This is a genomic window from Azospirillum sp. A29 (assembly GCF_042604625.1).
Classification (GTDB): domain Bacteria; phylum Pseudomonadota; class Alphaproteobacteria; order Azospirillales; family Azospirillaceae; genus Azospirillum; species Azospirillum palustre.
In genome coordinates, this window is the sequence record NZ_CP170467.1 from 928,428 (window position 1) to 952,902 (window position 24,475).

The window sequence follows — 24,475 nt, forward strand, 5'->3', positions numbered from 1 at the left end:
GGGTCGCAAGCCATACAATAACCGAGGAAAATCAACATGTTGGCTTGAGAGTCCTCTGCCCCGTCCCCCACCGGCACGGCAGAACGCAGACGTTGCCGCCACCGCCGGCCGGCCGGAGCGGCTCCCTCCCCGTCGAATCCGCGTCCGGCACCGGTCCGACCGTCCTCGGCCGCAAAAACTGGCATAACGGCGACATTCGACCGGGCATTCGGCGCCTGCCGCGGGAATCTTTCGGCAGAACGGCGACGTTTGGCCCGGCAGTGTGGAACCGGGCGGCAGGCTTGTGGATTATGGGTTCAACCCACTTGAGGCCGCACGGGACCCGCGGGAGAGATCGCATGACCCAGACCATCAACGCCGAGCTGCTCGACCGGCCGCTGCAATTGGCTCTGCGGCTCGATTCACCGCTGACCGGCGACGTGCAGAACGACCGCCACATGATGGTCTACAGCCTGTTCGGCCTGTCGAAGGACAAGGCGGAATCGCTGCCGACCTACGATGACGGCAAGGTGCGGATCGAGGTGCGGGCGCCGAAGAACGTCGGCGTTGCGACGATCTGGGACAAGGCGGTGCTGCTCTACGCCATCTCGCTGCTGCGCGAGAAGATGGAATCGGGCAAGGGCCCGTCCAAGCTGGGCGAGCTGCACTTCACCACCAGCGACCTCCAGCGCATCGTCGGCAAGACCGCCGGCGGCAGCGCCTACGACAAGATCGAAGGCGCGCTGGAACGGCTCCAGGGCACGCAGATCAAGACCAACCTGGAAACCGGCGGCGAGGGCGAGAGCGGCGCCTTCTCGTGGATTTCCGACTACAAGCTGCTCTACCAGCGCAAGAAGGACGGCGAGCGGGCGGTGCGCGGGCTGAAGCTGACGCTGTCGGGCTGGGTCACCCGCGCGGCGCTGGGCCACAATCTGCTGAGCTACGACGACCAGTATTTCGCGCTGAAGCCGGTGGAGAAGCGCCTGTACGAGATCGCGCGCGCCCACCTTGCCCGCGGCCACGCCTTCTGGATGGCGCTGGAGCCGCTGCGCAAGCGCGTCGGTTCCGACAACGACCTGCGCAAGTTCAAGAACGCGCTGAATCCCGTCCTGGCCGCCGACCGCATCCCCGGCTATGGCGTCCGCATCGTCGAGACGGCGGAATACAAGGAAACGATGAAGGCGCGCGGCGCCGTTCTCGGCCGCGTGCTGAACGCCGACCTGCCGGTGCTGTTCTGGAAGAAGAGCCAGGGCCAGCCGGAAAACTGGATCGACGCTCCCAAGGTGGAATACGACGAGACGGTGTGAAATTGCCCTCTCCCGGCCCGGGAGAGGGAGGGGACCCACGAAGTGGTGAGGGGGTAGGCGAGAATCCCGAACCGCATGGTTCCTTGCAATACCCCTCACCTTTCCCACCGCTTCGCGGCGGGCCCCTTCCCTCTCCCGGGCCGGGAGAGGGGCTAATCGCAACCCCCTTCCCCCTTCGGTAGACACCCGTTGCCGGAGTCGCGACGACTTGATAGGGTCGCTGCCGACCGGTGCCGGGGCAGGAGGACGGAGCGTGACAGGGGAACAGTTGAAGGCGTTGCGGGAACGGCGCGGCCTGACCCAGACGCAGATGGCGGCGTTCGTCAATGAACTGACGGGCCGCAAATACGACAAGCAGCGGCTCAGCAAATGGGAAACCGGCAAGGAAGCCCTGCCCCGCGACGTGCTGGGCCGGCTGCTTCTGCTCGATCTCGAACGGCCGGAAAGCGCCCTGCCCCGCCGCGGCACCACCGTCGCCGTCGGTTTGCAGAAGGGCGGCACCGCCAAAACGGCGACCTCGATCAATCTGGCCTTCATCCTGGCCCGTGCCGGCAATCGCGTGCTGCTGGTCGATGCCGATCCGCAGGGCAACGCCACCGTCCATGTCGGCGTGCCGCAGACCGACATCGTCGCGCTGACGGAGGCGGGCAGGGTCCTCTACCACGCGCTGATGGGCAAGACGCCGCTCGACGCGGTGATCCGCCCCACGAGCGTCGAGGGGCTGGACGTCGTCCCCTCCAGCATCGCGCTGGCGAGCGCCGACACCGAGCTGCCGGGTAACCTGACCAACGCCCAGACCGCGCTGGCCGAGATGCTGGACGGGGTGCGGGACCGCTATGACGTGATCGTCATCGACTGCGCCCCCAACCTGGGTGCCGTCACGATCAACGCGCTGACCGCCGCCGACTATGTGCTGGTGCCCTGCCAGGCGGAGCCGCACGCCATCCTCGGCGTCAGCGCCTTCCTCGACACCGTCGCCAAGATCCAGCGCCGGCTGAACCCGCGGCTGGAGGTGCTGGGCATCCTGCCGACCATGGTCAACCCGCGCCAGACCCAGGACCGCTCGTCGCTTGACGACATCCAGCGCCTGTGGGGCGAAAGCCGCCGGGTGTTCCCGCCGGTGCCGCGCGCCACCATCTACGCCCAGGCCGCGGGCGCCAATGTCATCACGCTGGATGCCGACATCGGCGCGCCGGGGGTGGAGAGCTATGCCGCCATTGCCTCTGCGCTGCTGACCGCCACAGGCCGCCTGCAGGAGACCGTCGATGCCGCCTAAGAAGCTGACCCGACAGACCGCCGCCACCGTGCTTCAGGCCAAGGAGGCCGGCTTCGCCGCCGAGACCGACCGCATGTTCGGGCTGAGCGGCATGCTGCCCCGGCTGGTCGAGGTCGATCTGGACGCCGTCGAGACCAATCCCGGCCAGCCCCGCACGGTGTTCGACGACGAGTCCCTGCGCTCGTTGGCCGACTCCATCGCCCGCCACGGGTTGCAGCAACCTGTCCTCGTCCAGGAAGGGGAACAGAAGGGCCGCTACCGGCTGGTGGCCGGCGAGCGGCGGCTGCGCGCCCACCGGCTGCTCGGCCGCGGCACCATCGCCGCCATCATCACCAAGGGCCGGCCCGAAGAGATCGCGCTGATCGAGAATGTCCAGCGCGTCGATCTCGACGCCATCGACCTCGCCCGCGGCCTGTCGCAGCTGATCGAGGCGCACGGCTACACCCAATCGGAGGTGGCGGCGGCGGTCGGCTGTTCGGAGGCCGAGGTGTCGAAACGCCTGAAGGTGCTGCGCCTGCCCGACGACATCCTGGCCGATTACCGCGCCAACCCCGACGCGGTGTCGCGCTCCGCCCTGGTCGAGCTGGCCTTCGTCGAGGACGAGGCGGAGATGCGCCGGCTGTGGCAGACGGCGCGCACCGGCGGGCTGACGGTGGGGGCGGTGCGGGCTGCCCGCCCGGCGGCCTCCAGCACGGCGGAGCCGATGCGGGTGCTGGGCAAGGCGATCAACCGGATGGACAAGGATCTGGCCGCCATCGACACCGTCGCCCAGGCCCTGCAGCGCGAGCATCGGGAGCGGCTGCAGGCACTGCGCGACCGCATCGACGCCCTGCTGAATGCGTGAAGGTTCGTATCTCCCTCTCCCGTCCCGGGAGAGGGCATCGCAACGCCATCGCCATTATGAAGACCGCGGCTTTCGACTGCGAAAGCCCGCGCCGGTTGTTCTTTTCTCGAAAAGCGCGTTAAGGTTGCTTTCGATTGCGAAAGCATCTGGCGCTCGGCCAGGGTGACCGCCTGCCCTGCCCCGTGTTAAGGATTATCTGTCAGGTGATCGAGGGTATGGGGGGTACGGGGCAGCGATGCAGGCGGTGCGGAGACGACATTTCTTGAGCCTGCTCGGCGGCCTGATCGGGGGCGCCGGTCTGGCCGCGGCCCTGCCCCGGCCGGCGATGGCCGCCGGTACCCTGCGGATCGGCTTCAAGTCCCTGCCCGGCGGACTCAACCCGCTGACCGTCAGCGATCTGGTCGCGCGTCAGGTCCTCGGCTCGATGTATGAGAGTCTGACCACGGTCGATACCAAAGGCCGCATCCTGCCCGGCCTCGCCACCGCCTGGGAGGCGTCCGAGGATGCCCGCCGCTGGCGGCTGACCATCCGCGACGGCGTCACCTTCCACACCGGCCGGCCGCTGACCGCGCTCGACGTCAAGCGCAGCTTCGAGGCGGCGCTGGGCGGCGACGGCACCAATTTCGCCGTGCTGGCGCTGTCGAAGGTGCGGGGCTTCCGCGAGCTGCGGGCGAAGACCGCCGACGGACTGTCCGGCATCGCCGTGATCGACGACCGGACGCTGGAGGTGGTCTGCGACGAGCCCTGCGCCGTCTTCCCCTTCGCCCGCCTGAACATCGTCGATGTCGAGGCGACCGGGCAGGCCGGTCCCGACTGGTTCCGCACCTTGTCGGCGGGAACCGGACCCTACCGGCTGGTGCGGTCGAGCGACGGCATCCGCATGGATGTGGAGGCCAATCCCGGCTGGCGTGGCGGCTCGGTGCCGTTCGAGCGGGTGTCCTTCCTCGCCACCGGCATCGGCAACGACGGCATCACGCTGTTCAACGACAGCCAGATCGACTTCACCTTCGTCGACACCGATGCGCTGCGCGGGGTGATGGACGATCCCGGCTTCAAGCGCTCGCTGTCGAATGTGCCGCGCATGCAGATGCGGGTGGTGGCGCTCGACCCCAGGCGGGTCAAGGCGTTCGGCGATCTGCGGGTGCGCCGGGCGATGTCGCTGCTGATCGACCGCAACGCCATGGTGGAGCGCTTCTTCCGCGGGGTGGCGAGCGTCCACAACGGCATCGTTCCGCCGGCCCTGCTGTCCAACGAGAGGCTGGAGCCGCTGGCCTACGACCCGCTGCTGGCCAAGCGCCTGCTGGAGGAGGCCGGCTATCCGGAGGGGCGCGGCATCGAGCCCTTCCAGGTTACCGTCGTGCCGGAATACCGGCGGGAGTTCGTCTATTACGTCTCGCAGTGGAACAATGCCGGCATTCCGGCAAAGCTGGTGATGGCGCCGCGGCAGGAGTTCATCGCCCGCTCGCGCCGGCGCGATTACGACGCCTTCCTGTTCGGCTGGACCGCCACCTATCCCGACCCGATGAACTTCCTCGACGAGCTGTTCAGCAGCAGCAGCCGCTTCAATCCCGTCGGCTGGACCAGTGCCCAGTTCGACGGCCTGATCGAACGCGCGATGGCGATTCCCGATCCCACCCTTCGGGCGGAGGTCTACAAGGACGCCGAATGCCTGGTGATGCAGGATTTGCCGGTGATCCCGCTGGTGGTGCCGGACTATGTGGCGCTGCGCGGCAATGTGCTGAGCGACAATTTCATCACGCCGTTCGGCGGCCTGAACTTCGGCTGACGCTGGCGAAGGGCAGGGGACCGCAAAGCCAGGGCGGAGGGCAGGGCGCCCGCATGAAAAAAGCCCCTGTCCGCAGCCGGACAGGGGCTTTTCGGTCGCTACAGGGGCAGGAAAGTCAGGCGGCGCCCTGCGGCCGTGCTTCACGCAGGCAATCCGCGGGCTTCGCCTCGCGCAGGCAGTCGGCCTTGGCGGCTTCGCGCAGGCAATCCGCGGGCTTCGCCTCGCGCAGGCAGTCGGCCTTGGCGGCTTCGCGCAGGCAATCCGCGGGCTTCGCCTCGCGCAGGCAGTCGGCCTTGGCGGCTTCGCGCAGGCAATCCGCGGGCTTCGCCTCGCGCAGGCAATCGGCCTTGGCGGCTTCGCGCAGGCAATCCGCGGGCTTCGCTTCCCGCAGACAGTCGGCCTGAGCGGCTTCGCGCAGGCAATCCGCGGCCTTCGCTTCTCGCAAGCAGTCGGACTGCGCCGCTTCGCGCAGGCAATCGGCGCTCTTGGCCTCACGGAGACAGTCGGCCTTGGCGGCTTCGCGCAGGCAGTCGGCGCCGGCGAGCAGGCGGGCACTGTCGCTGCGGGCGGCGTCCATGCGTTCGGCCGGGGCGGTCACGCCGTTGTGATGGAGATACTCGCCATACACCGCGTCGCAGAACCGGAAATAGGCGCGGGTGTCGGCGACGATGAACTCGTGCCACAGGTCGTCGCAGGCGGCGGATTGCGGAACGATGTCGCGGTCCGGATGCTCGGCGCAGGCCAGCAGGAATGCTTTCAGCTGGGCCAGCGCGATCTCGGACGTGCGGCGGGACATCCCCGCGGCGATCGCACGGTCGACGACATAGCCGAAGTCGAAGCCGGCGATGATGTCATGGGCACGGGTGGTGTCGGTCATGGTCGCGCCGCGCATGGGATCCTCCGAAGCTGCTTTTCGGTTCGCCCTCGGATGGGGGCAGAGCTAACCCGAGAGCACCGCTCGGATGTTGTGACACAGCATAATCCGATATGTGAGATCTTTTTTTGTCTTAAGCCCCAGGATGGGGGTAGGAAGCTCAAATCGTCGGAGTCCTATGCGGAGCGGCGATGCCGGGCGCAGCCCCCGCCGCTACCCCTGCCGGCCGGGCCGCCGTCATCTGTTCCACCAGCGCCGACAGGCGGTCCGGCATGATCGGCTTGGCAGCGACGGTGACGCCCATCTCTGCCGCGCGGGCGGTCACCGCGCCGTCGAGCCGGCCAGAGATCAGCACCGCCGGGATGCGCAGCCCGAGCCGGCGCCAGACGGTGTCGATGAAATCCAGGCCGTTCTCGGTGGCGGACAGGTGATAGTCGGCGATCACCGCATCGGGCCGGATATCGCCGCCCTCCACCGCGCGCAGCCCCTGGGTCACGCTGGAGGCGCCGACGACGCGATGGCCGGCGGTGTTGAGGAACATCGAAATGGCGGACAGCACGAACTGGTCGTCGTCGATCACCAGGATGGCGATCTCGCCGCTCTTCGCCGGCGCATCCGCCAGCGTCGCCAGCCCGGCGACCGCCGCCGGGGCGGCAACCGGGGCAGGGGCCATGGGAGCAATGGCAGCAGGGGCAGGGGCGGGGACAGGCGGAATTTCGGCCCGCCGCATCGGCTCCAGGGCAGGCTCCATGGCCGGCTCCACCGGCGCCAGCGGCAGGGTGACCGAGAAGACCGAGCCCTTGCCCGGCGTGGAGCGCACCTTGACCGGATGATCCAGCACGCCGGCCAGCCGCCGGACGATCGACAGGCCGAGGCCGATGCCGTTGTCGCGGTTGCGCTCCGGGTTGCCGATCTGGTGGAACTCCTCCCAGATGGCGTCCAGCCGGTCTTCGGGAATGCCGATGCCGGTGTCGCGCACCTCGACGATCAGGCAGCCGCCGGACTCCAGGCAGGCGACCTGCACCTGTCCGCTGGGTGTGTAGCGGATCGCGTTGTCGATCAGGTTGCCCAGCAGGCGCAGCAGCAGCACCCGGTCGGTCAGCACCGGGGCGCGGTACTGCGGCACGGAGAAGGCCAGCCCCTTGTTGCGGGCGACCGGTCCGTACTGCGAGTCCAGCGCGTCGAACAGGTCGGCGACCTCATGCACCGCAATGTTGGCGGTGACGCCGCCGGCATCGAGCCGCGACACCTCCAGCAGCTCGTCCAGCAGCTGCTTCAGCGTCATCACCACCTGTTCGATCTTGCGCGCCGATTCCGCCACCTTGGGGTTGGGGGCGGTGGCGCGCAGCATGGCGGTCAGCATCAGCAGCGACTGGGCCGGCTGGCGCAGGTCGTGGCTGGCGGCGGCCATGAACTTCGCCTTCGACGCCACCGCCTGCTCCGCCCGCTCCTTGGCGATGTGCAGGTCGATGGCGTTCTGGCGGAAGGTGTCGAGCGCCTTGGCCATGCGGCCGATTTCGTCGTCGCGGTGGCGCACCGGCACCGTCACCGTCACGTCGCCGGCGGCCAGATCGGCCATGGCGCGGGTCATGCCGGCAATCGGCAGCGTCACCCCGCGCGTCGCCCAGATCACGCCCAGCACCACCAGCAGCAGCGTGACGGCGCCGATGCCGCCCAGCACCAGCACATGGTGGCGGATGGCCGCGTCGGTCGGCCCGGTGTCGAGCCTGACCAGCAGCGTGCCGATGGTGCGCGAGCCGCCGGTGCGGTCCTGCCGGGTCAGCGGCACGGCGGCGGCGGTGGTCGCCGGGTTGCCCCCTGTATTGACGGCCGCATCGGCAACGACGGCGGAGCCCGGCTTGCGGTAGATGGCGAAGCGCTCGCCATGGGTGCCGAGGATCACCGCCTCGGCGAAGCTGTCGATCGAGCGCAGCGGGCTCAGCGCCGTCAGCGCCTCTTCCGGGTCGAGGTCCCACAGCGCATTCGTCACGTCGTCGAGCACGATGCGGGTCGCCATCTCCGCCCGGATCGCCAGCTCGGCCCTTGTGTTGCGCACGTCGGACTGGATCAGCACGACCATCGGCACGGCGACCAGCACCGACACCAGCACCACCGCCGATGCGGTGGACCGGGCAACCAGGCTCCGTGAGAAGATCTTCAAGAACATGCCGAAGCCTACGAAAACACGACGACCACGAACGATGCGCGGCGGCATTCTAGCCGACTCGGACGCCAAACACGACAGCGACGTAAATGCGAGCGGTTCATGCGGCTGGCATCCATAGGAGTAGGAAAAAAGGCGGTATGACTGTTTCGAATCGTTTCTTCTTCTTGTTAAGTTGCGTGTGTAAAAATTCCCGCCGGGTTTCGACGCAGTCTGTTGAGAGCGGGGTAGCCGTTGGCGTAGCCGCCGGGGAGCGCAGCAATGGGAACGGGCATCATCATCGCCCTTGCGCACGGCGTCGGACTGCTGGCGCTGGTCCTGCTTGCCTATCGCCATGTCCTGCGGCGGTTCGGCGCCCGGCGCGGCGCCTTCGCGGTGCTCTCCGGCCTGCTGTTCGGCGTGGCCGCCGTCCTCTCCATGCTGGACGCCTACCCGGTCGCCGACGGGGTGTTGGTCGATTTGCGCAACGCGATGATCGGGCTGGCCGGCCTGTTCGGCGGATGGCCGGCGGCGCTGCTGTCGGCCGCCATCGCCGGGGCGGTGCGGCTGTGGCTGGGCGGGGTGGGGGCGACGACCGGGCTTGCCGGCCTTCTGCTGACCGCCCTGGTCGCCCCGCTGCTGGCCCGCCCGATGGAGCGGCGCGCGGCCGGCGAAACCGGGACCGGCGACGCAAAGGGCGCCTTCGGCTTCGGCCTGCTGGCGCTGTTCGGTCTGGCGATTGCGCCGCTGACCCTGCTGGCCTTCCTGCTGCTGCCCGATTTCGACCTCGCCATGCGGGTGATGGAGGCGGCGGCGCTGCCGCTGATCGCCTTCACCACGCTGGGCATCGGCCTGCTCGGCACCATGCTGGCGCGCGAGCACCGGCGCTTCGCCGATGAGGGAGCGCTGGCCGAGAACGCCGCCCTGTTCCGCGCCGTCTTCGACAGCTCCGCCGACATCCATGTCGTGCTGCGCGTCAACCCCGACGGCGGCTTCACCCTGCATTGCGCCAACGAGGCTGCCGCCGGCACCATGGGCGACCGGGTGGCGCAGGCGAGGGGCAAGCCGCTCGACGCCCTGCTGCCGCCCGATCTCGCCGCCAAGGTGATGGCCGACCTGCAATCCTGCATCGACGCCGCCGCCCCCACCCGCTTCGAGGAGCAGCACACCCATGACGGCGTCACCCGCTGGTGGGAGGTGTCGCAGGTGCCGATCCGCGACGGGAGCGGCGCCATCGTCCTGCTGTCGGTCGGCGCCCGCGACATCACCCGCCGGCACGAGGCGGAGCGGGCGATCCGCGCCAGCGAGGCGCGTTACCGCCAGCTGGCGCGCAGCGTCACCGACATCATCGGCCGCATCGGGCTGGACGGGGTGCGCCGCTTCTGTTCGGAGGCGACGCGCGACAGCCTGGGCTGCCCCCCCGCCGATCTGGTCGGCCGGCCGCTGGTGGAGCGGGTGCACCCCGACGACCGCGATGCCCTGTCCGCCGGCCTGGCCCGCCTGACGCCGGACCGCCCGACCCTGAAGACCACCTACCGGCTGCGCCATGCCGACGGCCGCTGGGTGTGGATCGAGGCGGCGGTGCGGCTGGTCACCGACGACTGGGGCGCGCCGCAGGATTACGTCAGCGTCGAGCGCGACGTCACCTCGCGCAAGATCATGGAGGCGGAGCTTCAGGACGCCCGCCACGCGGCGGAGGCGGCCAGCCGCAGCAAGTCCGAATTCCTGGCGAGCCTGAGCCACGAGCTGCGCACGCCGATGAACGCCGTCATCGGCTTCGCCGACCTGATCGCGCGGGAGTCGGAGGGGCCGGTCGGCAACGCCCATTACCGCGACTTCGCCGTCAACATCCGCGACAGCGGCCAGCATCTCCTGGAGCTGATCAACGAGATCCTCGACCATGTCCGCGCCGAATCCGGCCAGCTGATCCTCGACGACGAGCCGGTCGATCTTGACGCCGCCGCCGTTTTCGCCGTCCGCCTGCTGACCCCGCGCGCCGCCCGCGCCGGCATCGCCCTGTCGGCGCAGGTGGAGCCCGCCGCCCGCCATTTGCGCGGCGACGAGCGGCGCATCCGCCAGATCCTGCTGAACCTGCTGTCCAACGCGGTGAAATACACCCATTCCGGCGGTTCGGTGTCGCTGACCGCCGGCCCTGCGCCCGACGGCAGCCTGCTGCTGGAGGTGCGGGACAACGGCGTCGGCATCCCCGAACAGGATCTGGACCGCGTCCTGCTGGCCTATGCCCGCGTCGCCACCCCGGAGAACCGCCAGACCGAGGGCGCCGGCCTCGGCCTGCCGCTGACCCGCCGGCTGGTGGAACTGCATGGCGGCACGCTGACCCTGGCGAGCCGGGTAGGGCAGGGCACCACCGTCACCATCCATTTCCCGCCCGAGCGCGTTGCCGGCGAACCGGGCGCCGAAACCGATGGCGTCACGGCCGGCGGGAGGGCGGACGGCCGGCCCGGCCTGTCGATCCTGATGGTGGACGACGACCACAACATCCGCGAGAACGGCAGCGCTCTGCTGCGCAGCTGGGGCCACCGGGTGACCGCCGCGTCCGGTGCCGGCGAGGCCCTGGTGGTGCTGCGCGGTCCTGAGCCGCTGGACCTGCTGTTCAGCGACATCGTGATGCCGCCGGGGATGAACGGGGCGGAGCTGGCGCGCGAGGCGCGGCGCCTGCGCCCCGACCTGCCGGTTCTGCTGGCGTCGGGCTTCGCCGCCCATGCGGTGGTGGCCGACGACGTGGCGATGGGCGGGTACGACCTGATCGCCAAGCCCTATGACCCGTCGGAGCTGCGCGAGCATCTCGACCGCCTGCGCCCGCGGCCCGTCCCCTCTGCGGCTGTCCCGCCGCCGCCCGCTCCGGTTTCGCGCCCGGAGCCCCGGCTTGAGCCGAAGCCGGATCCCGCCCCCGAGCCGTCTCGATTGCCGTCTCCGCCCCCGCTGCTCCCGCCGCCGCCCGCGGCCGAGCCGCCGTCCCTCGGTCCCGCCCCCGCCCCGGCCCCGCCCGCGGGCGGGGCATTGCGCATCCTGGTGGTGGAGGATGTGGAGATGAACCGCCTGCTGGTCGTCACGCTGCTGAAACAGGCCGGCCACCGGGTGGTGGCGGTGGAGAACGGCGCCCAGGCGGTGGAGGCGGTGGCGCAGGCGGCCAAGGGGGTGGATGGGGGCGAGCCCTTCGACGCCATCCTGATGGACATCAACATGCCGGTAATGGACGGGCTGGAGGCGACGCGCCTGATCCGCGCCATGCCGGGTCCGGAGTCCCGCGTCGCCATCGTGGCCCTGACCGCCAACACCTTCCCCGACGACATCGCCCGCTGCTACGAGACCGGCATGGACTGCCACGTGCCGAAGCCCATCGACCGCGCCCAACTGCTGAGCGAGGTTGCGCGTTGTGTGGCGTCGCGTCGGGTGGTGGGGCAATGGGTGAAGGGTGAGGGAGCTTGGTGATTGACCGGAAACCTGCCAGTCGGCGAAATGTGATTAAAGCCTGCTTTGCGCCAGAAATGGACATTACCCGTTCGCATTAGTCATCATCGACAAGAGGAAAGCGGCAGCTGCGTTTGATGAATGGACCCACAAAATCCGGATGATAACAGAGTTCGAGTGTTGTATATTTTGGAGGTATGACCGAACAAAAAAGATTGCAACAGAAATGCCATTGTATGCACCGTCGCTCTACATGCGTGAGCGCCACCCTGAATTATTTTCAGACTCCGTTTCGGATGTCGAATATCAAGTTGGGCGCGAGATCCTATCTTATCATCTTGAGACACTGACCAATCAGAAGGATGAAACTGCGTTCGAGAATTTCGCGCAACGCCTGTGCGAGAAATTCATCGCGCCGAATATCCGCCCTCAGACAGGTCCGGTTGGCGGGGGCGATGGCAAGACCGACGCAGAAACCTTTCCTGTGTCGAGTGAAATCTCCACGCGCTGGTTCGTGCCGGACAACGATAAGGCTGGCGAGCGTAAGGCGTTTGCCTTTAGCGCCAAGAAAACGTGGCGCCCAAAAATCAAGTCAGACGTTGCCGCCATTGCGGGTACTAAGCGTGGCTATGATGGGATCATCTGTGTAACGAATCAGTTTGTTCCGGCAAAAAAGTCGGCTGAACTCCAGGACGAGCTTTTTAGAGAGCATGGCATTCCAGTAACTATTTTGGATCGTACTTGGCTCCTTGATCGTGTCTTCAAGCATGACAGCATGGCCATTGCCGTCGAGGAACTTGGGATTGGCAAGGGAACCGAGAAGCAAGCGAAGAAACTTGGTCCAAGTGATGTTGCACGTTCGGCAGAACTCGACACCCTTGAGGCAAAAATTTCTGATGGTTCGCAGTATCGTGAGCAACCCTTAATTTTAGTAGAAGATGCGCGCCGTGCTGCAATTTTGGCTCGAGGACTGGAGCATGCGCCCGCTGACGTAAACGGAAGATTCGACCGTGCGCTTCGTCTCGCGAAAATCAACAATATTAGAAGCCTAGAGCTTGCGATTACCTATGATTGGGCATGGACCAGCCATTTTTGGCATGAAGACCACATCCGGACTTCAGAACTCTATGACGATGTGGAACGTCTCGCTCTCGATTCAGATGATGCAAATGACTTGGAGCGTCTGAGTAATCTCCTGTCCCTGATACGTGTGAGCGTGCACACAGGCTCGATGGATACATCGAAAGGAAAGCTTAAAAGTCGCACAACAGCCCTTAAGGCTGCACTTGAGACTCTGATGGGTCAGACTAATCGTCCGAACAATGCTCTGCATGCAGAAGCCTTGTTGTTGTTGACTCGTGTCTCTGAAAAAGGTGTCGAGCACCGCGATGACCCGCTTAAGGATATTTGGATCTCGTTCGCCAACGTCATCAAAAGAGCCGAGGGGCTAGGGACATTCCCGTTTGCAACCATCGCAGATGCCCTAACTCAAATCGGTGAGTTCATTGCTGACAGTGATGAGTTTGACACCCTTTTCGAGACCATCACTGATGCTCTCGCGGCTCGCAGAAGCGAAGGCGAAGCCGCAACGAAAAATGTTCAACGGGCGTACCAAAAACTTGCGAAAGGATTGCACTATGACGCAATCCGATGGTTCGGCCGTGCTGTCGCGCTGCTCATCAAGGAGGAGTACGAGGAAGACCTTATCAACGCTTTGGTAGGCGCAGGCTTCGCCTTTGAGGAGGTTGGACTGCCGTGGGCAGCAAGGAATTACACTCTCGCTGCTGTCACGCAAGAATTCTCAGCTTTCAAAAGATGCAGTAGTATTGGCTCGTTGCGTGCCTCGGTATTGTCCAGGTACTTTGACACCGAATTCAAACTTGGCCGTGTTCCCCAGATCCTAAGCGCACATGAACTTGAAATGATTGTGCGCAATGCTCAAGCGCGCACAGAAGGGCAGTGCCGCCATCTCAATAAAGTGCAGGAGGCGCACATGATGAAAATCGCAGCGCTGCTTCTGCAAACGCCTTTTGATAAGTTGAGCGAAGTTGCTCAACTTCCCGACGCGCTCGAACGGCTTGCATTGCCGATGTCGCGCATGGCTCTGCTTTACCTGATGGGTAATGAAGATATCTTGAGGGCGGAAGGCTGGATTTCAGAACAGGAGACGTCCGAAGGTACAGAAAAATTCATGCGTAACTTATATGATTACGGCGTTAAAGAAGAGTATCTCGTTCCAGATTTTGCATTTGGTGAAGCCATGACGCTGTCATCTAATGTGCTCGGATGCCGCATCGATGTGGTGTGTGCCAATAATCTTGCTTCTATCGGAATCGGAGAAGCTGTACTGGGATCGCTCGAAGCTCTTCTTGCGACGAGTCTTGGACATCGCATCTTGCCTCAAGTGGACCATTTACTACTTCGTGTCGAGCCCTCTGATGTCATCGGTTTAGTACCTGTTCTGCAGTTCGCTGACGTTGATGGCGAGCCTGTCGGTACGATAACGCATCGCCCCGTCATAGAGTATAAAACCAAAGAGGATGCGCTGTCGTTTCCGCATTGGATGAAAGATACCATCCTCAAAATCTTTTTACGGTTTGCTGCTCCTCAAGATGTCGAGAAATGGGGTAAGGCACTATTTGAGGATGAGCGCGCCTTAGACCGCGCACTAACGTTCTCGGACGTTCCTATTATGCTTAGTAGCTTGCATGGTGATCGCGTTCTACTTTCAATTTCTGATTGGATCGACTCGGCCGACCGCACATATGTGATCAAGCGTACAGAAGTCTGGCCCCCCGCGACGCCTTCAGAGCCCATTAAGTCATTTGGTAACCTAAAGCGGGGCGAAGGCCTCGCACCCAAAGAAATACGTGATGCAGCGAGAGGAAAGCATTCAAAAACGCGCTGGGTTTCTCCCATCGACATCCAGAAATGGGACGAGGCGAAATGGAATGGGACCATCTTCATGTGGTCCCCGCCCAGCCTGGACACCCCGCCTCCCATGCTAGGACTCGCTTATGAAGTGCCGTCGGCTGCTAAAGACATATTTAAATCATGGCGTAAGCGGTACGGGCATGACGATACCAAAGACGATCTCAAAATTACGATCGTTCGTGGCATTTCGGGTGTCAATCCCGCTGCCTATGCTGTAATGGTGAGTCAAAATCCTGATAATGTTCTGCTCTCGGGGGGAGACTTTATCGGCTTCGTCTCGCGCATTAATCGCATGTATCCAAGCAACACGCAAAATCTTGAAATGTTCCTCAAGGATTATGCGCGTCACGGCCGATACGCGCTGTTCCCTGCTCACCTCCCTAGCAAGATGGCGCAGCCTAAACCTATCTTCGATTTGTCTATCGGCAAGCACAATCTGACTGTAATTAATGCTTGGGAAATTGGCCCTAATGACATGGCCGCTGCGGTTTTGGATTTAGATGAGCTACCCTTTATACCAGCGGACCAACCGGATCCTCCCGTTCTCAAAACACTCCAATGGCTGAAATCCATGCGCAGTTAAGATTTTGTATTTTGAGTCGATATAGTTTACGAGGGTAGGGTGGGGCTGGCGTCTTCGCATGGGAAAAGTCGCAATACTGTTTCGCGGCGGTCGAATCTAGTTGATTGTCTCGGGTTGAAGATCGACCGCCCACCCACTTTTCCCAAAACCTCCCTGCGCAGGACCAAATTCCTATATCTTCTCCGCAATGCCCACTCATTCGCGGAGCCACGCCATGCCCCTCGACAGCCGCAGCTTCACCAACGACCAGTTCCCCCGCTGGGCCGAAGAGCCGCCGACCCCGTCGGACGGCTCGCTGGTCCCGGGATCGCAGTTCCATGAGGAGCAGTGGATCATGGCCGCCGGCATGTTGGCGCGCGGCAACAGCTTCCTCCAGGTCTCGCGCGCCATGGCGTGCAGCCGGACCACGCTGTGGCGGGCCTATTACGGCTCCAAGGATTTCCGTCACAGGGTGTGGTGGGAGCGGCAGGCGCTGAACCGCGAGGCCGAGCTGCGCCTGTCCTCGCTGCGGGTGCTGGTGGCCGAGCAGATCGAGCGGCTGGTCACGTCGGGCGATCCCGCCACCGTGCGCTGGCTGGCCGAGCGGCTCGGCCTGTTCGCCGGCCTCGACCTGCCCGCGGCCAAGCGGCAGGGCGCGCAGCCCGACCGGCGCGCCGCCGGGCACTCCGCTCCTCCGCCCGCCGCGCACCCCGCCCCCAGGCCGGCCCCGAAACCCGAGGACCCGCCCGCCGTCACCGTCCCCGAACTCGACGACGACGACATCCCCGGCGCCCTCCGCGAGCGCCATCCGCCCAGCCCGGCGATGATCGCCGCCGTCGTCGCCCAGCCGGAGGCGGCTGGGCCGAAGGGCGTCTTCCCCTACACGCTCAACCAGTATGAGGAGTATCCCAACCTCAACCCCGGCCCGGTCGGCCGCCGCGCGGCCGGCGCCTTCTCCTGGCGCCGGTAGGGGGCGGCCGGACGATGGAACATCCGCCGGAAAGCGTTCCACGCCGTTCCATCCTCCGCCGGACGCGGGACCGCTCCCGCCGGGGGGACTGCCGGGGTGCTTGCCGGGGCGCTTGATCCGACGGCCGAACTGTCCGACCCTGCGGGTCCGTTCGACTCCTGAGGATCACGCGATGACCGCCGGCCCCGCCCTCACTCCAGCCGCCACCCCCGCCTTCACCTGCGTGCTCGATGCCCGTGCCAGGCTGGGGGAGGGGCCGGTCTGGTCGGTGGACGAGCAGGCGCTCTATTGGGTCGACATCAAGGGCAAGGTGCTGAACCGCTTCGATCCGGCGACCGGTGCCGCCCGTGCGATGGCCCTGCCGGAGGAGATTGGCTGCGTCGCCCCGCGCAAGGGCGGCGGCTTCATCGCCGGCCTGCGCTCCGGCCTGTGGCAGCTGGACGGGGAGGGGCGGCCGGTCACCTGCCTCGCCGCCAATCCGGAGGACCAGGGCGCCAGCCGCTTCAACGACGGCAAGACCGATCCCGCCGGCCGCTATCTGGCCGGCACGCTGGACGAGCCGAAGGCCGGCGGCAAGGCGCATCTCTACCGCTACGACCGCCGCGGGCTGGCGGTGCTGGCCGGCGGGCTGCTGACCTCCAACGGGCTGGCCTTCAGCCCGGACGGGCGGACGCTCTACCACGCCGACACGCCGACCTTCACCGTCCGCCGCTACCGCTACGATCCGGCGACCGGCGGGATCTCCGACGGCGAGGTCTTTGTCCGGCTGGAGCCGAAGGACGGCGACCGCGGCCGGCCGGACGGGGCGGCGGTGGATGCCGAGGGCTGCTACTGGTCGGCGCTCTACGAGGGCGGGCGGGTCGCGCGCTTCTCGCCGGACGGAGCGCTGCTGTCGGAACATCCGCTGCCGGCGCGCTGCCCGACCATGGTGGCCTTCGGCGGTCCCGACCTGCGCACGCTCTACGTCACCACCGCCAGCGCCGGCCGCCCGGCCGACGAGCTGGAGCGGCTGCCGCAGTCGGGCGGGCTGTTCGCCATGACGGTCGATGTGCCGGGCCTGCCGGTCCCGCCCTTCGATCCGGAAGCCTGACGGGCGGGGAGGGGGGCATGTTCCGCAAGTTCATCTATCTGCTGGCTCTGGCACGCGAGAAGCATTTCGGCCGTGCGGCGGAAAGCTGCCACGTCTCGCAGCCGACCCTCTCCAACGCCATCCGCCAGCTGGAGGAGGAGCTTCAGGTCCCCATCGTCGAGCGCGGCCAGAAGTTCGAAGGCTTCACGCCGGAGGGGCTGAAGGTGCTGGAATATGCCCGCCGCATCGTCGGCGAGCGCGACAGCCTGCGCCACGAGCTGCTGGCGCTGGCCCAGGGCGTCACCGGTCATCTGCGGCTGGGCGCCATCCCCACCGCCCTGCCGGTGGTGCCGCATGTGCTGACGCCCTTCACCACCCGCTTTCCGCACATCCGCTCCAGCGTCGTGTCGCTCAGTTCGCGCGAGATCCAGCGCGGGCTCGACGAGTTCGAACTGGACGCCGCCATCACCTATCTCGACAACGAGCCGCTGAACAACGTCCGCACCCTGCCGCTCTACACCGAGCGCTACCATCTACTGGCCCGCCGCGCCGATCTGGCGGAGGAGCTGATCGCCCAAGGGGCGGTGCCGTGGGAGACGGCGGCGAGCTTGCGGCTCTGCCTGCTCACCCCGGACATGCAGAACCGCCGCATCGCCGACACCGCCTTCCGCATGACCGGGCGGACGGTGGAGCCGGCGATGGAGACCAACTCCATCGTCACCCTCTACACCATCGTCCGCGCCGGCAGCTGCGCCAGCATCGTGCCGGGGCAGCTGCTGACCTTCGTGCCGCCGCATCCCGACATCGTCGCCCTGCCGCTGGTCGATCCGGAGCTGAGCCACGTCGTCGGCCTCGCCTATGCCGACCGCGACCCGCCGCCGCCGCTCGCCAAGGCGCTGGCGGTGGCAGCCGCCGATGCCGACATTGCCCAGCGCGTCGCCATCGGCGTCGCCGACGCCATGATCCCCTGGCGGCTGGCGATCCGCTGAGCGCGTCCTCGCGGGCTTGATAGCCAAAAGCTATCACCCAATCAGAAAATACAATTTGCTGGTATACCGTATCCTCCGCCACTCTGACGGTGCCGGGCGACGAGAGACGTCCGGAAAAAGCCAACAGAGCCAAGCCAGAACGACGCCGACCCCAAGTGCGGCGCGGACGATCGCAAGGAGGGACACCCGTGAACGCTTGCCATCCGTGGAGCGCTGAGCGCGCCATGACGATTGTCGAAGACAATCGGCATCTGCGCGGCGCCCTGCTGCCGATCCTCCACGCCCTGCAGGAAGAGTTCGGCTACATCGACGAGGAAGCCATCCCCCTGCTGGCGACGGCGCTGAACCTCTCGCGCGCCGATGTACATGGCGTGGTGTCCTTCTATCACGAATTCCGCCGCGAAAAGCCCGGCCGTCACACCATCAAGGTCTGCCGGGCCGAGGCTTGCCAGTCGATGGGTGCCAACGCCCTGGTCGACCACATCAAGACGCGGTTGCAGGTCGATTTCCACGGCACCACCGCCGACGGCGCCTTCACGCTGGAACCGGTCTTCTGCCTGGGCAACTGCGCCCTGTCGCCCGCCGTCATGATCGACGAGAACCTGCACGGCCGGGTCTCGCCCGACCGCTTCGACGAGCTGGCGGCCGAGACGCGGGCCAACCCGCAGGCCCACAACCAGATCCCCCGCGCTCTCAGCCACTCCCATAAGGACAGCCACAAGGGTCACGCGCAATGAGCGGCCATCTGATCACCGTCTTCGTCCCGCGCGACTCCGCCGCCCTGTCCGTCGGCGCCGATGCGGTCGCCGCTGCCATCCGGGCGGAAGCCACCAGGCGCGATCTGCCGCTGCGCATCGTCCGCAACGGCTCGCGCGGCATGCTCTACCTGGAGCCGCTGGTCGAGGTCGAAACCGCTGACGGACGCGTCGCCTACGGCCCGGTCACCCCGGCCGACGTGCCCGGCCTGTTCGACGCCGGCTTCCTGACCGGCGGGGAACATGCGCTGGGCCACGGCCTGACCGAGGAAATCCCCTACTTCAAGAAGCAGGAGCGGCTGACCTTCGCCCGCTGCGGCATCATCGATCCGCTGTCGGTCGAGGACTACCGCGCCCATGGCGGCTTCCGCGGGCTGGAGAACGCGCTGGCGATGTCCCAGGCGGAGATCGTCAAGGCGGTGACCGACAGCGGCCTGCGCGGCCGCGGCGGCGCCGGCTTCCCCACCGGCATCAAGTGGAACACGGTGATGCAGGCCCCGGCGGATGAGAAGTTCGTCTGCTGCAATGCCGACGAGGGCGACAGCGGCACCTTCGCCGACCGCATGATCATCGAAGGCGACCCCTTCTGCCTGATCGAGGGCATGACCATCGCCGCCATCGCGGTGGGGGCGACCTCCGGCTACGTCTACATGCGCTCGGAATACCCGCACGCCACCGCGACCCTGCGCCACGCCATCAAGCTCGCCTATGACGAGGGCTGGCTCGGCGACAACATCCACGGCACCGACCGCACCTTCCACCTCGACGTCCGTGTCGGCGCCGGCGCCTACATCTGCGGCGAAGAGACCGCGATGCTGGAAAGCCTGGAGGGCAAGCGCGGCATGGTGCGCGCCAAGCCGCCGCTGCCGGCGCTGGAAGGCCTGTTCGGCAAGCCGACCGTGGTCAACAACGTGCTGTCGCTCTGCTCAGTGCCGATCATCCTCGACAAGGGCGGCGACTATTACCGCGACTTCGGCGTCGGCCGGTCGCGCGGCACGCTGCCCTTCCAGCTTGCCGGCAACATCAAGAATGGCGGCATCGTCGAGAAGGCCTTCGGCATCACCCTGCACGAGCTGCTGTACGAGTATGGCGGCGGCACCATCACCGGCCGGCCGATCCGTGCCGTGCAGGTCGGCGGTCCGCTCGGCGCCTACCTGCCGCCCTCGCAGTTCGACCTGCCCAAGGACTACGAGGCCTTCGCGGCGCAGGAGGCGATGGTCGGCCATGGCGGCATCGTCGTCTTCGACGACAGCGTCGACATGGCCCAGCAGGCCCGCTTCGCCATGGAGTTCTGCGTCGCCGAGTCCTGCGGCAAGTGCACCCCCTGCCGCATCGGCTCGACCCGCGGGATGGAGACGCTGGACAAGATCATCGCCGGCAAGAATGTCGACGCGAACCTCGAACTGCTCGCCGACCTCTGCGACGTGATGGTCGACGGCTCGCTCTGCGCCATGGGCGGCATGACGCCCTACCCGGTGCGCAGCGCGGTGAAGCACTTCCCGGAAGACTTCCGCAAGAAGCAGCACGCCGTCCGCGTCACCCACATCGCCGCCGAATAACGAGCGACCCCAGGAGCACCCGAGATGACCCTCATCCACGAGACCGACTACGGCACCCCGGCCCGCGTCTCCGAGACCCTGGTGACGCTGGAGATCGACGGCCGCGCGATCACCGTTCCCGAAGGCACCTCCGTGATGCGCGCCGCGATGGACGCCGGCATCACCGTGCCGAAGCTGTGCGCCACCGACAGCCTGGAGCCCTTCGGCTCCTGCCGCCTCTGCGCGGTGGAGATCGAGGGGCGCCGCGGCACCCCGGCGTCCTGCACCACCCCGGTCGCCCCCGGCATGAAGGTCCACACCCAGACCGACAAGCTGGCCAAGCTGCGCCGCGGCGTGATGGAGCTGTACATCTCCGATCATCCGCTCGACTGCCTGACCTGCGCGGCCAACGGTGACTGCGAGTTGCAGGACATGGCGGGCGCCGTCGGCCTGCGCAACGTGCGGTACGGTTTCGAAGGCGAAAACCACCGCGCCGCCGCCAAGGACGAGAGCAACCCGTACTTCACCTTCGACGCCTCCAAGTGCATCGTCTGCTCGCGCTGCGTCCGCGCCTGCCAGGAGACCCAGGGCACCTTCGCGCTGACCATCGACGGACGCGGCTTCGCCTCCTCGGTGTCGCCGGGCGCCAACGAGAGCTTCATGGACAGCGAGTGCGTGTCCTGCGGCGCCTGCGTCCAGGCCTGCCCGACCGCGACCCTGACCGAGAAGTCGATCATCGAGCACGGCCAGCCCGAGCACAGCGTCATCACCACCTGCGCCTATTGCGGCGTCGGCTGCTCCTTCAAGGCCGAGCTGCAAGGCACCACGGTGGTGCGCATGACGCCGTGGAAGGACGGCGGCGCCAACGAGGGCCATAGCTGCGTCAAGGGCCGCTTCGCCTGGGGCTACGCCACCCATAAGGACCGCATCATGAAGCCCATGGTGCGCGAGAAGATCACCGACCCGTGGCGTGAAGTGTCGTGGGAAGAGGCGGTCGCCTACGCCGCCGAGCGGCTGAAGGCGGTGCAGGCCAAGTACGGTCGCGGCTCCATCGGCGGCATCACCTCGTCGCGCTGCACCAACGAGGAGGTCTATGTCGTCCAGAAGATGATCCGGGCCGCCTTCGGCACCAACAACATCGACACCTGCGCCCGCGTCTGCCATTCGCCGACCGGCTACGGCCTGTCGCAGACCTTCGGCACCTCGGCCGGCACCCAGGATTTCCGCAGCGTCGACAAGTCGGACGTCATCCTGGTCATCGGCGCCAACCCGACCGACGGTCACCCGGTGTTCGGCTCGCGCATGAAGAAGCGCCTGCGCGCCGGGGCCAAGCTGATCGTCGTCGATCCGCGCCGCATCGATCTGGTGCGCAGCCCGCACGTCCAGGCCGAATACCATCTCCAGCTCCAGCCCGGCACCAATGTCGCCGTGGTCAACGCCATCGCCCACGTCATCGTCACCGAAGGGCTGGTCGACCGCGCTTTCGTCGAGGGGCGCTGCGATCCCAAGGAGTTCGCGAAGTGGGAGGCGTTCATCGCCGAACACCGCAACTCGCCGGAATATCTGGAATCGCGCACCGGCGTCCCGGCCGATCAGGTCCGCGCCGCCGCCCGCCTCTATGCCACCGGCGGCAATGCCGCGATCTACTACGGCCTGGGTGTGACCGAGCACAGCCAGGGCTCCAGCACGGTGATGGCGATCGCCAACCTCGCGATGGCGACCGGCAACATCGGCCGCGAGGGCGTCGGCGTGAACCCGCTGCGCGGCCAGAACAACGTGCAGGGCTCCTGCGACATGGGCTCCTTCCCGCACGAGCTGCCGGGCTACCGCCACGTCTCGGACGATGCCGTCCGCCAGGAGTTCGAGACCGCCTGGGGCGTCACGCTGGATCCGGAACCCGGCCTACGCATTCCCAACATGTTCGACAGCGCGCATGACGGCAGCTTCCGCGGTCTGTTCGTCCAGGGCGAGGACATCGTCCAGTCCGATCCCAACACCAACCACGTCACCTCGGCCCTGGAATCGCTGGACATCGTCATCGTCCAGGACCTGTTCCTGAACGAGACGGCGGCCTTCGCCCATGTCTTCTTCCCCGGCACCTCCTTCCTGGAGAAGGACGGCACCTTCACCAACGCCGAGCGCCGCATCAACCGCGTCCGCAAGGCGATGCCGTCGAAAGTGGGCAAGGACGAGCATTGGGTCGCCTGTGCGCTGGCGACGGCGATGGGTTACCCGATGCACTACGAGACCACGTCCGAGATCATGGACGAGATCGCCCGTCTGACCCCGACCTTCCGCGGCGTCAGCTTCGAGAAGCTCGACCGCGTCGGCAGCGTCCAGTGGCCCTGCACCGGCTTCGAGGACGACGACACCGGCATGGCGATCATGCACGAGGAGAGCTTCGCCCGCGGTCTCGGCCGCTTCGTGATCACCGAATATGTGCCGACCGACGAGCGGACCACGCGGATGTACCCCCTGGTGCTGACCACCGGCCGCATCCTCGCCCACTACAATGTCGGTGCCCAGACCCGCCGCACCGCCAACGTGGCCTGGCATCCGGAGGATGTGCTGGAGATCAACCCGGTGGACGCCGAGATCCGGGGCGTCAAGGACGGCGACATGGTGTCGCTCGCCAGCCGCATGGGGGCGACGACGCTGCGCGCCGTCATCTCCGACCGCATGCCGGCCGGCGTCGTCTACACCACCTTCCACCATCCGGTGACCGGGGCCAACGTCATCACCACCGAGAATTCGGACTGGGCGACCAACTGCCCCGAATACAAAGTGACGGCGGTGCAGGTCGCCCGCAGCAACCAACCGTCGGACTGGCAGGTTGACTATGCGAAGAACGACGTCGAGCGCAAGCGCATCGCCGCCGCCAACGTGATCGCCGCCGAGTGACGGCCTGAGGAGTGGGAAGCATGACCGCGATGCCTTCTGGGTCGATCCGTCCGGACGACAGCTCGCCTCTCTCCACGGCGATGTGCTCCATCGCCGTCACCGGCACCGGCTTTTCCGCCGGTGTCGGGATGGAGGAGGGCGCGGACGTCGAATGGCAGGTGCCGGAGGAAACCGCGGTTGCTTTCGAATACAACGGCCGCTCCCATGCCGTGATGATGGCGACCCCCGCCGATCTGGAAGACTTCGCGCTGGGCTTCAGCCTGGCCGAGGAGATCGTCGGGACCGCCGCCGATATCGAGAACATCGCCGTGCGGGAAACCCCGCTGGGCTTCGTCGTCAACCTGACGGTCGATCCCCTGCGGCTCCTGCGCGGAAGTCTGCGCAGCCGCTCCATGGAGGGGCGGAGCGGCTGTGGCCTGTGCGGCGTGGACAGTCTTGTCCACGCCGTTCGGGAGCCCCGCAAGATCGAGACCTCGCTGGAGGTGGACCCGGCCGCCGTGGCCGCCGCCTTCCGCGCCCTGCCGGACCATCAGCCGATGAACCGGGCCAACCGCTCGGTCCATGCCGCCGCTTGGTGCGCGCCCGACGGCGCCGTCCGCATGGCCCGTGAGGATGTCGGCCGCCACAACGCGCTGGACAAGCTGATCGGCGCCGTCGTGCGCTCGGGTGCCGACCCGGCCACCGGCTTCGTGGTGATGACCAGCCGTTGCAGCTTCGAACTGGTGCAGAAGACCGCCGCGGTGGGCATCCCACTGCTGGCGACCATCTCGGCCCCGACGGCGCTGGCGCTGGAACTGGCGCGCAACGCCAACCTGACCCTGGGTGCGCTGTCGCGCCGCGACACCGTCATCCTGTTCCGTTGATTCAAACCCAGTCCGGAGACACCGATGAGCCACACGAACCACGCCAAGGATCTGGTCCGGATGGCGAACCAGATCGCCGTCCATTTCGCCACCTATCCCCATGAGGAGGCGGTGACGGAAACCGCGACCCACATCCGCAAGTTCTGGGATCCGCGCATGCGCGCCGGCCTGTTCGCCCATGTCCAGTCCGGCGGCGAAGCCGACCTGCACGAGGTGGCGCGCGGTGCGGTCGGGGTGCTTCAGGCCCGTTGAG

The 24,475-nt window shown here is 66.5% G+C and carries 16 protein-coding genes; 14 read left to right on the plus strand and 2 right to left on the minus strand.

Going from position 1 to position 24,475, the window contains the following annotated elements:
* The first annotated feature begins 338 nt into the window (after positions 1–338).
* The 4 genes from ABNQ38_RS32365 (at position 339) to ABNQ38_RS32380 (ending at position 5,192) form a co-directional block, all read left to right on the plus strand.
* Positions 339–1,286 (plus strand): replication initiator protein A, encoded by a 948-nt coding sequence (locus tag ABNQ38_RS32365; protein WP_200196726.1) that lies wholly within the window; start codon positions 339–341, stop codon positions 1,284–1,286.
* Positions 1,287–1,539: 253 nt separating this feature from the next.
* Positions 1,540–2,562, plus strand: a complete 1,023-nt coding sequence (locus ABNQ38_RS32370) for an AAA family ATPase (RefSeq protein WP_377810383.1) — start codon at positions 1,540–1,542, stop codon at positions 2,560–2,562.
* Positions 2,552–3,406 carry a ParB/RepB/Spo0J family partition protein gene (locus ABNQ38_RS32375; protein WP_377810384.1) on the plus strand — a complete coding sequence of 285 codons (855 nt, stop codon included), beginning with the start codon at positions 2,552–2,554 and terminating at the stop codon, positions 3,404–3,406. The genes ABNQ38_RS32370 and ABNQ38_RS32375 overlap by 11 nt, the downstream gene beginning before the upstream one ends.
* Positions 3,407–3,668: 262 nt before the next feature.
* Complete coding sequence (locus ABNQ38_RS32380) at positions 3,669–5,192, plus strand: ABC transporter substrate-binding protein (protein ID WP_377810385.1); 1,524 nt, start codon at positions 3,669–3,671, stop codon at positions 5,190–5,192.
* 115 nt (positions 5,193–5,307) lie between these two features.
* Here ABNQ38_RS32380 and ABNQ38_RS32385 read toward each other — a convergent pair whose 3' ends face one another.
* On the minus strand, positions 5,308–6,084 hold the full coding sequence (locus ABNQ38_RS32385) for a hypothetical protein (RefSeq protein WP_377810386.1): 777 nt from the start codon (positions 6,082–6,084) through the stop codon (positions 5,308–5,310).
* Positions 6,085–6,226: 142 nt separating this feature from the next.
* A complete protein-coding gene (locus ABNQ38_RS32390; protein WP_377810387.1) occupies positions 6,227–8,233 on the minus strand; it encodes an ATP-binding protein in 2,007 nt (668 codons plus the stop codon).
* Positions 8,234–8,491: 258 nt separating this feature from the next.
* Here ABNQ38_RS32390 and ABNQ38_RS32395 point away from each other — a divergent pair, with 258 nt between their 5' ends.
* The 10 genes from ABNQ38_RS32395 to ABNQ38_RS32440 all read left to right on the plus strand — a co-directional run bounded on the left by ABNQ38_RS32395 (position 8,492) and on the right by ABNQ38_RS32440 (position 24,474).
* Complete coding sequence (locus tag ABNQ38_RS32395; protein WP_377810388.1) at positions 8,492–11,662, plus strand: response regulator; 3,171 nt, start codon at positions 8,492–8,494, stop codon at positions 11,660–11,662.
* 205 nt (positions 11,663–11,867) lie between these two features.
* The gene (locus ABNQ38_RS32400) at positions 11,868–15,158 is read left to right on the plus strand and encodes a hypothetical protein (protein ID WP_377810389.1); all 3,291 of its coding nucleotides are present in this window, start codon (positions 11,868–11,870) and stop codon (positions 15,156–15,158) included.
* Positions 15,159–15,372: 214 nt separating this feature from the next.
* Positions 15,373–16,107, plus strand: a complete 735-nt coding sequence (locus ABNQ38_RS32405) for a hypothetical protein (protein WP_377810390.1) — start codon at positions 15,373–15,375, stop codon at positions 16,105–16,107.
* A gap of 172 nt (positions 16,108–16,279) precedes the next feature.
* Entirely contained in the window at positions 16,280–17,197 is a 918-nt protein-coding gene (locus ABNQ38_RS32410) for an SMP-30/gluconolactonase/LRE family protein (RefSeq protein ID WP_377810391.1), read from the plus strand.
* Positions 17,198–17,214: 17 nt separating this feature from the next.
* Complete coding sequence (locus tag ABNQ38_RS32415; RefSeq protein ID WP_377810392.1) at positions 17,215–18,165, plus strand: LysR family transcriptional regulator; 951 nt, start codon at positions 17,215–17,217, stop codon at positions 18,163–18,165.
* Positions 18,166–18,353: 188 nt separating this feature from the next.
* Positions 18,354–18,902, plus strand: coding sequence for a formate dehydrogenase subunit gamma (locus ABNQ38_RS32420; protein WP_377810393.1), 549 nt, complete (start codon positions 18,354–18,356; stop codon positions 18,900–18,902).
* The gene (locus tag ABNQ38_RS32425; protein WP_377810394.1) at positions 18,899–20,479 is read left to right on the plus strand and encodes a formate dehydrogenase beta subunit; all 1,581 of its coding nucleotides are present in this window, start codon (positions 18,899–18,901) and stop codon (positions 20,477–20,479) included. Before ABNQ38_RS32420 ends, ABNQ38_RS32425 begins: the two co-directional genes overlap by 4 nt.
* Positions 20,480–20,503: 24 nt before the next feature.
* Positions 20,504–23,359, plus strand: a complete 2,856-nt coding sequence (fdhF, locus tag ABNQ38_RS32430; RefSeq protein WP_377810395.1) for a formate dehydrogenase subunit alpha — start codon at positions 20,504–20,506, stop codon at positions 23,357–23,359.
* A 20-nt stretch (positions 23,360–23,379) separates the two neighbouring features.
* Positions 23,380–24,222 carry a formate dehydrogenase accessory sulfurtransferase FdhD gene (gene fdhD / locus ABNQ38_RS32435; protein WP_377810396.1) on the plus strand — a complete coding sequence of 281 codons (843 nt, stop codon included), beginning with the start codon at positions 23,380–23,382 and terminating at the stop codon, positions 24,220–24,222.
* A gap of 24 nt (positions 24,223–24,246) precedes the next feature.
* Complete coding sequence (locus ABNQ38_RS32440; protein WP_109446480.1) at positions 24,247–24,474, plus strand: formate dehydrogenase subunit delta; 228 nt, start codon at positions 24,247–24,249, stop codon at positions 24,472–24,474.
* The last annotated feature ends 1 nt before the right edge of the window (position 24,475 follow it).